The sequence below is a fragment of the Streptomyces sp. NPDC006309 genome, from assembly GCF_040613095.1.
GTDB lineage: Bacteria > Actinomycetota > Actinomycetes > Streptomycetales > Streptomycetaceae > Streptomyces.
This window is the reverse complement of sequence record NZ_JBEXRO010000017.1, coordinates 90,632-98,341: the sequence shown is the minus strand read 5'-3', so window position 1 is coordinate 98,341 and position 7,710 is coordinate 90,632. Positions and strand designations below refer to the sequence as shown.

The window sequence follows — 7,710 nt, the reverse complement described above, 5'->3', positions numbered from 1 at the left end:
CGGTCAGCCGGACAGGCCGACCACCAGCCAGACGAACAGGACGCCGGCCACCGTGCACAGCAGGGTGGAGCGGGCCGGGTGCTCGTGGTGGGCCTCGGGGAGGATCTCGGCGGCGGCGAGATAGAGCAGTACGCCGCCGAAGAGACCGAGATAGCCGCCGAGCACCGGCGCGGGGATGTGGACGAACGCGGTCGACAGCGCGCCCAGCACGGGTGCGCAGGCGTCCGCCACCAGCATCCCGACGGCCCGGCGGCGCGCGTTGCCGTACAGGCTGGTCAGGGTGAAGGTGTTGAAGCCGTCGGCGAAGTCGTGGGCGATCACGGCGAGCGCGACGGACGCGCCCATGCCGCCGCCCACCTGGAAGGCCGCGCCGATCGCCACGCCGTCCATGGCGCTGTGCCCCACCATCGCGCCGGCCGCCGTCAGGCCCACCTCGGGCGCCCGGTGGCTGTGTTCGCCGCCCCCGTGCGCCGCCCGGCGCGCGGCGAGTGTGCGTTCCACCAGATGGGCCAGCAGGAACCCGGCCACGAACAGCAGCAGGGCGGCGGGTACGCCGAGGACCTCGTGGCCGGCCGCGTGCAGCGCCTCCGGCAGCAGGTCCAGGCCGACCACGCCGAGCATCAGGCCGCCGGCCAGGCCCAGCACCAGATGACGGCGGTCGGTCACGCGCTGTGCCGTCCAGCCGCCGGCCAGCGTCATCAGGAACGCGCCGAGCGCGACGAGGACCGCCATGGGCCCTTCGTATCCGATGGACGGGCCTTCACGCATGTCCGGCGGCCGTGCGCGCGCTGACCGCCCGCACCGAACCGCCCCCACCGGCCGCACGCACCGAACCGCCCGTAGTCCCGTAGTCCCGTAGTCCCGTAGTCCCGTAGTCCCGTAGTTCTGTAGGAGAGGACCGATTCCCATGGCCGATGCCCCCACCGGCAAGGTGACCTTCGTCGGTGCCGGCCCCGGCGCCGCCGATCTGCTGACGTTCCGTGCCGCGCGTGCCATCGCCGAGGCCGACGTCGTGATCTGGGCCGCGAGCCTGGTCCAGGCGGAGGTCCTCGAACACGCCCGCGAGGACGCGGAGGTGCTGGACTCGGCGACCATGTCGCTGGAGGACGTCGTCGCCGTGTACCGGCGGGCCGGCGAGGAGGGGCTGCGGGTCGCCCGCATCCACTCCGGCGACCCGGCCCTGTGGGGCGGCACGCAGGAGCAGGTCGACCGCTGCCGGGAGATCGGCATCGCGACCGAGATCGTCCCGGGCGTGTCGTCGTTCTCCGCGGTGGCCGCGATCGCGCAGCGCGAGCTGACGATCCCGGAGGTCGCCCAGTCCGTGGTGCTCACCCGGCTGGGCGGCGGCAAGACGCCGATGCCGCCCGGGGAGGAGGTCCGCGAGTTCGCCCGGCACGGCACCACGATGGCCGTCTTCCTGTCGGCGGCGCGCAGCGGGCAGCTGGTGCGGGAGCTGCTGGAGGGCGGCTACCCCACGGACACGCCGGTGGTCGTCGCCTACCAGGCGACCTGGCCGGAGGAGCTGGTCGTGCGGTGCACGATCGGCACGCTGGAGGAGACGGTCAAGGAGCACAAGCTCTGGAAGCACACGCTGTTCCTCGTCGGCCCGGCCCTGGACGCCAGCGGCACCCGTTCGCACCTGTACCACCCCGGTCACTTCCACGGCTACCGCAAGGCCGACCCGCAGGCCCGGCGGGCCCTGCGCGAGCAGCGGGCGAAGAGTTGATCACGGTCGTCGGGACGGGGACGGGCGCGCCGGTCCCCGCGGACGTCCTCGCCGGGGCCGCGCTCGTGGTCGGCGGGCAGCGGCACCTGGACGCCGCAGCGCTGCCGGACGGGGCGGAGCGGGTGGTGCTCGGGCCGCTGGCGCCCGCCCTGGACAGCGTCGCGAAGTACGCCGCAGCGCGGCTGCCGGTCGTCGTGCTGGCCTCCGGGGACCCGGGGTTCTTCGGGATCGTGCGGGCGCTGGCCGAGCGGTTCGGCGCGGAAGCGCTGGACGTACGGCCGGGGGTGTCCTCGGTGGCCACCGCGTTCGCGCGGATCGGGCTGCCCTGGGACGACGCGGTGGTGGTCAGCGCGCACGGCCGGGACCCGCGGACGGCCGTCAACGTGTGCCGGGCCCACCCCAAGGTGGCCGTGCTGACCGGCCCGGGGGCCGGGCCCGCCGAGCTGGGGGCCGCGGTGCCGGCCGACCGGGTCCTCGTCGTGGCGAGCGCGCTCGGGGATCCGGAGCGGGAGCGTGTGGAGCGGGTGACGCCCGCCGAGGCGGCGGCCCGGGACTGGGGCACCGCGGTGAGCGTGGTGCTGTGCCTGGACGGGACGCGGGCGCTCGGCGGGGTGCGCACGGTCGCCGGGGCGCCCGGCGGGCCGGGCCGGTGGGCCCTGGACGAGGGCGAGTTCACCCACCGGGACTCCATGATCACCAAGTTCGAGGTCCGGGCGCTGGCCCTGGCACGCCTCGGTCCGCGCCTCGGCGACCTGGTGTGGGACGTGGGCGCCGGGTCGGGTTCGGTGGCGGTGGAGTGCGCGCGGCTCGGCGCGGCCGTCGTCGCCGTGGAGAAGACCGCGGACGGGGTGGAGCGGGTTCGCGCCAACGCGGAGGCGCACGGCGTCGGCGTGGACGTGGTGCACGGCTCGGCGCCGGAGGTGCTGTCCGCGCTGCCCGGCGACCCGGACGCGGTGTTCGTCGGCGGCGGGGGCCGTGAGCTGCCCGCCGTCGTTACCGCGTGCGCGCGGCGGGCCCGGCGCACCGTCGTCGTCGCCATGGCCGCGCTGGACCGGGTGCCGGCGGCGCGCGCGGCGCTGACGGCCGCCGGGTTCCGCTGCGACGGCGTGCTGTTGCAGTCGTCGCGCCTCGCGCCGCTGCCCGGGGACGTGACCCGGCTGGCGGCCATTAATCCTGTGTTCCTGCTGTGGGGCGAGCGCGCCGCGGCGTCTAGTGAAGGAGTTGTCCAGTGATCGGCCTCATTTCCGCCACCGCGGCGGGAGCGGCGGCGCGGGACCGGCTGGCCGCGGCCTGGCCGGACCGTACCCGGGTGTACGACGGTCCCGTCGGGGAGGCCGTACGCGCCGCGTTCGCGGAGTGCGAGCAGCTGGTGTGCTTCCTGGCGACGGGGGCGACCGTACGGCTGCTCGCGCCGCTGCTCGGCGACAAGAGTGCCGACCCGGGTGTGGTGTGCGTCGACGAGGGCGGCCGGTTCGCGGTGGCGCTGGTCGGCGGGCACGGCGGCGGGGCCAACGCGCTCGCCCGGGAGGCCGGTGAGCTGCTCGGCGCCGAACCCGTGGTGACCACCGCGACCGACGCCGTGGGACTGGCGGGCCTGGACACGCTCGGGCTGCCCTGCGAGGGCGCGGTCGCCGCGGTCTCCCGGGCCCTGCTGGACGGCGAACCGGTCGCGCTGGCGGCGGAGGTCGCGTGGCCGCTGCCACCGCTGCCGCTCGCGGCGCAGGGGGCGTACACGGTCCGGCTCACCGACCGGGCCGTCGAACCGGGCGAGCGGGAGGTGCTGTTGCGGCCCCCGTCGCTGGTGGTCGGCGTGGGCGCGTCGAAGGGCGCGCCGGCCGAGGAGGTCCTCGCGCTGGTCGGGGAGGCGCTGCGGGAGGCGGGTCTGTCGCCGCGGTCGGTCGCCGAACTGGCCACGGTGGACGCCAAGGCGGACGAGCCCGGGATCGTGGCCGCCGCCGAGCGGCTCGGGGTGCCCGTGGTGACGTACACCGCCGGGGAACTGGCCGCGGTGGAGGTGCCCAACCCGTCCGCGGCGCCGCTCACGGCCGTCGGCACCCCGTCGGTCGCCGAGGCCGCCGCCCTGGCGCGCGGCGGTGAACTCCTCGTGCCCAAGCGGAAGTCCGTACGGGCCGACGGCCGGCCCGCGATGGCGACCTGCGCCGTCGTACGGCGGCCGGGGCGCGGACGGCTCGCGGTGGTCGGGCTCGGGCCGGGCGCCCGGGACCTGCTCACCCCGCGCGCGGCGGCAGAGCTGCGGCGGGCGTCGGTACTGGTCGGCCTCGACCAGTACGTCGACCAGATCCGCGACCTGCTGCGGCCCGGTACCCGGGTGCTGGAGTCCGGGCTCGGCGCGGAGGAGGAGCGGGCCCGTACCGCGGTCGCCGAGGCCCGCGCGGGGCACGCGGTCGCGCTGATCGGCAGCGGTGACGCCGGCGTGTACGCGATGGCCTCCCCGGCGCTCGCCGAGGCGTCCGACGACATCGACGTGGTCGGGGTGCCCGGGGTGACGGCCGCGCTGGCCGCCGGGGCCGTCCTGGGCGCGCCGCTGGGCCACGACCACGTGTCCATCAGCCTGTCGGACCTGCACACCCCCTGGGAGGTCATCGAGCGCCGGGTGCGCGCGGCGGCCGAGGCGGACCTCGTGGTCACCTTCTACAACCCGCGTTCACGCGGCCGGGACTGGCAGCTGCCCGAGGCGCTCGCGATCCTCTCCGGACACCGTGAGGCGACGACACCCGTCGGCGTCGTCCGCAACGCCTCCCGCCCCGACGAGTCCAGCCGCGTGACCACGCTGGGCGCGCTGGACCCGGCGACGGTCGACATGATGACGGTCGTGACCGTGGGCAACACCGCCACCCGGAACATCGCGGGGCGCATGGTGACCCCGCGCGGCTACCGCTGGCAGAACGACACACAGGAGGAAGCCCGGTGAACCGCGTGGTCCACCCCATCGAACAGGAGTCCTTCCGGCGGCTGCGCGCCCGCCTGGACACCTCGCACTTCCCGCCGCTGACCCGGGCGGTGGTGGAGCGGGTCATCCACTCCGCCGCCGACCTGGAGTACGCGAGCGACCTCGTCATGGACGAGGCCGACCTGGTGACGGCGCACGCCGCGCTGCACGCCGGGGCACCCGTCGTCGTCGACGTGGAGATGGTCGCGGCCGGCATCACCCGGCGCGGGACCGTCTGCCGGCTGCGGGACGCCGTCGCCGGGCCCGGACTGACCCGTTCGGCACACGCCGTACGGCTCGCGTACGAGGAGGTCGGGCCCGGCGCCGTCTGGGTGATCGGCTGCGCGCCGACCGCCCTGGAGGAGCTGCTGACCCTCGACGCCTCCCCCGCGCTCGTCATCGGCCTGCCCGTCGGCTTCGTCGGCGCGGCCGAGTCCAAGGCCGCGTTGCGGACGAGCGGGCTGCCCGCCGTCAGCAACGTGTCCGAGAAGGGCGGTTCGGCGGTCGCCGCCGCCGCGCTCAACGCCCTGCTCTACCATCCCGTTCCGTCTGAGGAGACCCCGTGACCACCCCGCCCGCCCTGCTCATCGCCGGCCACGGCACCCGTGACGACGCCGGAGCCGAGGCGTTCCGTGACTTCGTCCGGCAACTGGGGCACCGCCACCCCGAACTGCCTGTCGCGGGCGGCTTCATCGAACTGTCACCGCCGCCGCTGGGCGAGGCCGTCACCGAGCTGGTCGAGCGAGGTGTGCGCCGGTTCGCCGCCGTACCGCTGATGCTGGTGTCCGCCGGGCACGCCAAGGGTGACATCCCGGCCGCGCTCGCCCGCGAGAAGGAACGGCACCCGGGCATCACGTACACGTACGGCCGTCCGCTGGGCCCGCACCCCGCGCTGCTGAACGTGCTGGAGCGGCGGCTGGACGAGGCGCTCGGCGGCGCCGCCCGCACGCCCGGGGACCGGGCGGACGTCACCGTGCTGCTCGTCGGGCGCGGCTCCACCGACCCCGACGCCAACGCCGAGGTGTTCAAGGCGGCGCGGCTGCTGTGGGAGGGCCGCGGGTACGCCGGTGTCGAGACGGCGTTCGTGTCGCTGGCGGCGCCGGACGTGCCGAGCGGCCTGGACCGGTGCGTCGCGCTGGGCGCGAAGAAGATCGTCGTCCTGCCGTACTTCCTGTTCACCGGGATCCTGCCGGACCGGGTGCGGCAGCAGACCGAGGGCTGGGCCGCGGCCCACCCGGAGACCGAGGTCCGGTCGGCCGACGTCATCGGGCCCGAGCCGGAGCTGCTGGACCTGGTGATGGAGCGGTACCAGGAGGCCGTCGAGGGTGACCTGCGCATGAACTGCGACTCCTGCGTGTACCGGATCGCGCTGCCGGGCTTCGAGGACAAGGTGGGACTGCCGCAGCAGCCCCACTTCCACCCGGACGACGAAGGACACCACCACGGACACGGGCACCACCATCACGGGGGGCACTCGCACAGCCATGCGCACTGAGGACACCGGCGGGTCCGGGCACGATCTGCGCCACCACGGGGACTCCGAAGTGCGGGACGACGGGGCCGCGTTGGTCGACCTCGCCGTCAACGTCCGCGCGGACACGCCCCCGCGGTGGCTGCGGGAGGAGATCGCCGGTTCGCTGTCGTCCCTCGCGGCCTACCCCGACGGGCGGGCCGCCCGGGCGGCGGTGGCCGCGCGGCACGGACTGCCGGTGGAACGGGTGCTGCTGACGGCGGGGGCCGCGGAGGCGTTCGTCCTCCTCGCCCGCGCCCTGGAGGTCCGCCGGCCGGTCGTCGTGCACCCGCAGTTCACCGAGCCGGAGGCGGCGCTGCGCGACGCCGGGCACCCGGTGGGCCGGGTGCTGCTGCGGGAGGAGGACGGGTTCCGGCTGGACCCGGCGGCCGTCCCGGAGGACGCCGACCTGGTGGTGATCGGCAACCCCACCAACCCGACGTCCGTCCTGCACCCGGCGGAGACGGTCGCCCGGCTGGCCCGTCCGGGGCGGACACTGGTGGTCGACGAGGCGTTCATGGACGCGGTGCCCGGTGAGCGCGAGGCCCTGGCCGGCCGGACGGACGTGCCGGGACTCGTCGTGCTGCGCAGCCTCACCAAGACCTGGGGGCTGGCGGGGCTGCGCATCGGCTACGCGCTGGCCGCGCCCGAGGTGATCACCCGGCTGGAGCGGGCCCAGCCGCTGTGGCCCGTGTCCACACCGGCGCTGGCCGCGGCGCGGGCGTGCGTGGCGCCCCGGGCGCTGGCCGAGGCGGGGCACGCGGCGCATCGCGTCGCCGGGGACCGGGCCCACCTCGTCGCGGGACTGTCCGCGCTCGCCGGCCGGGGCGTACGGGTGGTGCAGCCGGCGGAGGGCCCCTTCGTACTGGTCCGCATGCCGGGCGCCGCGGCGGTACGGCGCCGGCTGCGCGACCTCGGCCACGCCGTGCGCCGGGGGGACACGTTCCCCGGCCTCGGCCCGGACTGGATACGGGTGGCGGTACGCGACCGCACCACGACGAACACGTTCCTGACAGCCCTGTCCACGGCCCTCCCGCAGGACTGAAACCCCCACCCGTCACGCCTCCCGAAGACCCCGGGCCACCCCGGGCGGCCCTGGGCCGGCCGCCGAACCCCGCACGGCCCCGGGGCGCCGGCCGGCCGAAGGGGGGTCCGCCCGGGGCCCCCGCCCGGCTCCCCACGGTGACCGGCCGAGCCCCGGGCCGCCCCGGACCCCCGTCCGCCAAGCCAAAATCCCGCCAGGCCCTCCAGCACCACCCCGAGCTGCGGGCGCGCCCCCGCAGCCTCTCCGGCACCGTCACGCTCCGGTCACCGACCGGCCGGGAACCACGGACTGCCGGGCGCCGCCGGGACACCCGGCCCCCGAGGCACCCAGCCCCAGAGCCGCGCCCGCCGGAGCGAGCAGCACGCGACGCCGGAGCCGGCCCGAGCCGAAAGGCCGCCCGGGCCTCCCGCACCACCCCGAACCGCGGGCGCGCCCCCGCAGCCTCTCCGGCACCGTCACGCTCCGGTCACCGACCGGCC

At 76.4% G+C, this 7,710-nt stretch carries 7 protein-coding genes; 6 read left to right on the top strand and 1 reads right to left on the bottom strand.

The features are described 5' to 3' along the window. Window positions 1–3: 3 nt before the first annotated feature. Window positions 4–732 (bottom strand): ZIP family metal transporter, encoded by a 729-nt coding sequence (locus tag ABZ117_RS22090; protein WP_356823218.1) that lies wholly within the window; start codon window positions 730–732, stop codon window positions 4–6. 175 nt (window positions 733–907) lie between these two features. Here ABZ117_RS22090 and cobM point away from each other — a divergent pair, with 175 nt between their 5' ends. From cobM to cobC, 6 genes are read left to right on the top strand one after another with little or no spacing between them, the layout of a single operon-like run. Continuing rightward, window positions 908–1,726 carry a precorrin-4 C(11)-methyltransferase gene (gene cobM, locus ABZ117_RS22085; protein WP_356823216.1) on the top strand — a complete coding sequence of 273 codons (819 nt, stop codon included), beginning with the start codon at window positions 908–910 and terminating at the stop codon, window positions 1,724–1,726. Next, window positions 1,723–2,958 (top strand): precorrin-6y C5,15-methyltransferase (decarboxylating) subunit CbiE, encoded by a 1,236-nt coding sequence (cbiE, locus tag ABZ117_RS22080; protein WP_356823215.1) that lies wholly within the window; start codon window positions 1,723–1,725, stop codon window positions 2,956–2,958. Before cobM ends, cbiE begins: the two co-directional genes overlap by 4 nt. Continuing rightward, complete coding sequence (cobJ, locus tag ABZ117_RS22075; RefSeq protein ID WP_356823214.1) at window positions 2,955–4,658, top strand: precorrin-3B C(17)-methyltransferase; 1,704 nt, start codon at window positions 2,955–2,957, stop codon at window positions 4,656–4,658. Before cbiE ends, cobJ begins: the two co-directional genes overlap by 4 nt. Beyond that, complete coding sequence (locus tag ABZ117_RS22070) at window positions 4,655–5,242, top strand: precorrin-8X methylmutase (RefSeq protein ID WP_356823212.1); 588 nt, start codon at window positions 4,655–4,657, stop codon at window positions 5,240–5,242. Before cobJ ends, ABZ117_RS22070 begins: the two co-directional genes overlap by 4 nt. After that, on the top strand, window positions 5,239–6,171 hold the full coding sequence (locus tag ABZ117_RS22065) for a sirohydrochlorin chelatase (protein ID WP_356823210.1): 933 nt from the start codon (window positions 5,239–5,241) through the stop codon (window positions 6,169–6,171). Before ABZ117_RS22070 ends, ABZ117_RS22065 begins: the two co-directional genes overlap by 4 nt. After that, entirely contained in the window at window positions 6,161–7,231 is a 1,071-nt protein-coding gene (gene cobC, locus ABZ117_RS22060; RefSeq protein WP_356823208.1) for an Rv2231c family pyridoxal phosphate-dependent protein CobC, read from the top strand. Before ABZ117_RS22065 ends, cobC begins: the two co-directional genes overlap by 11 nt. Window positions 7,232–7,710 lie beyond the last annotated feature (479 nt).

Coding starts and splice junctions, on each gene's coding strand:
- ABZ117_RS22090 (WP_356823218.1), bottom strand. CDS start 732: ATGGCGGTCCTCGTCGCGCTCGGCGCGTTCCTGATGACGCTGGCCGGC.
- cobM (WP_356823216.1), top strand. CDS start 908: ATGGCCGATGCCCCCACCGGCAAGGTGACCTTCGTCGGTGCCGGCCCC.
- cobC (WP_356823208.1), top strand. CDS start 6,161: ATGCGCACTGAGGACACCGGCGGGTCCGGGCACGATCTGCGCCACCAC.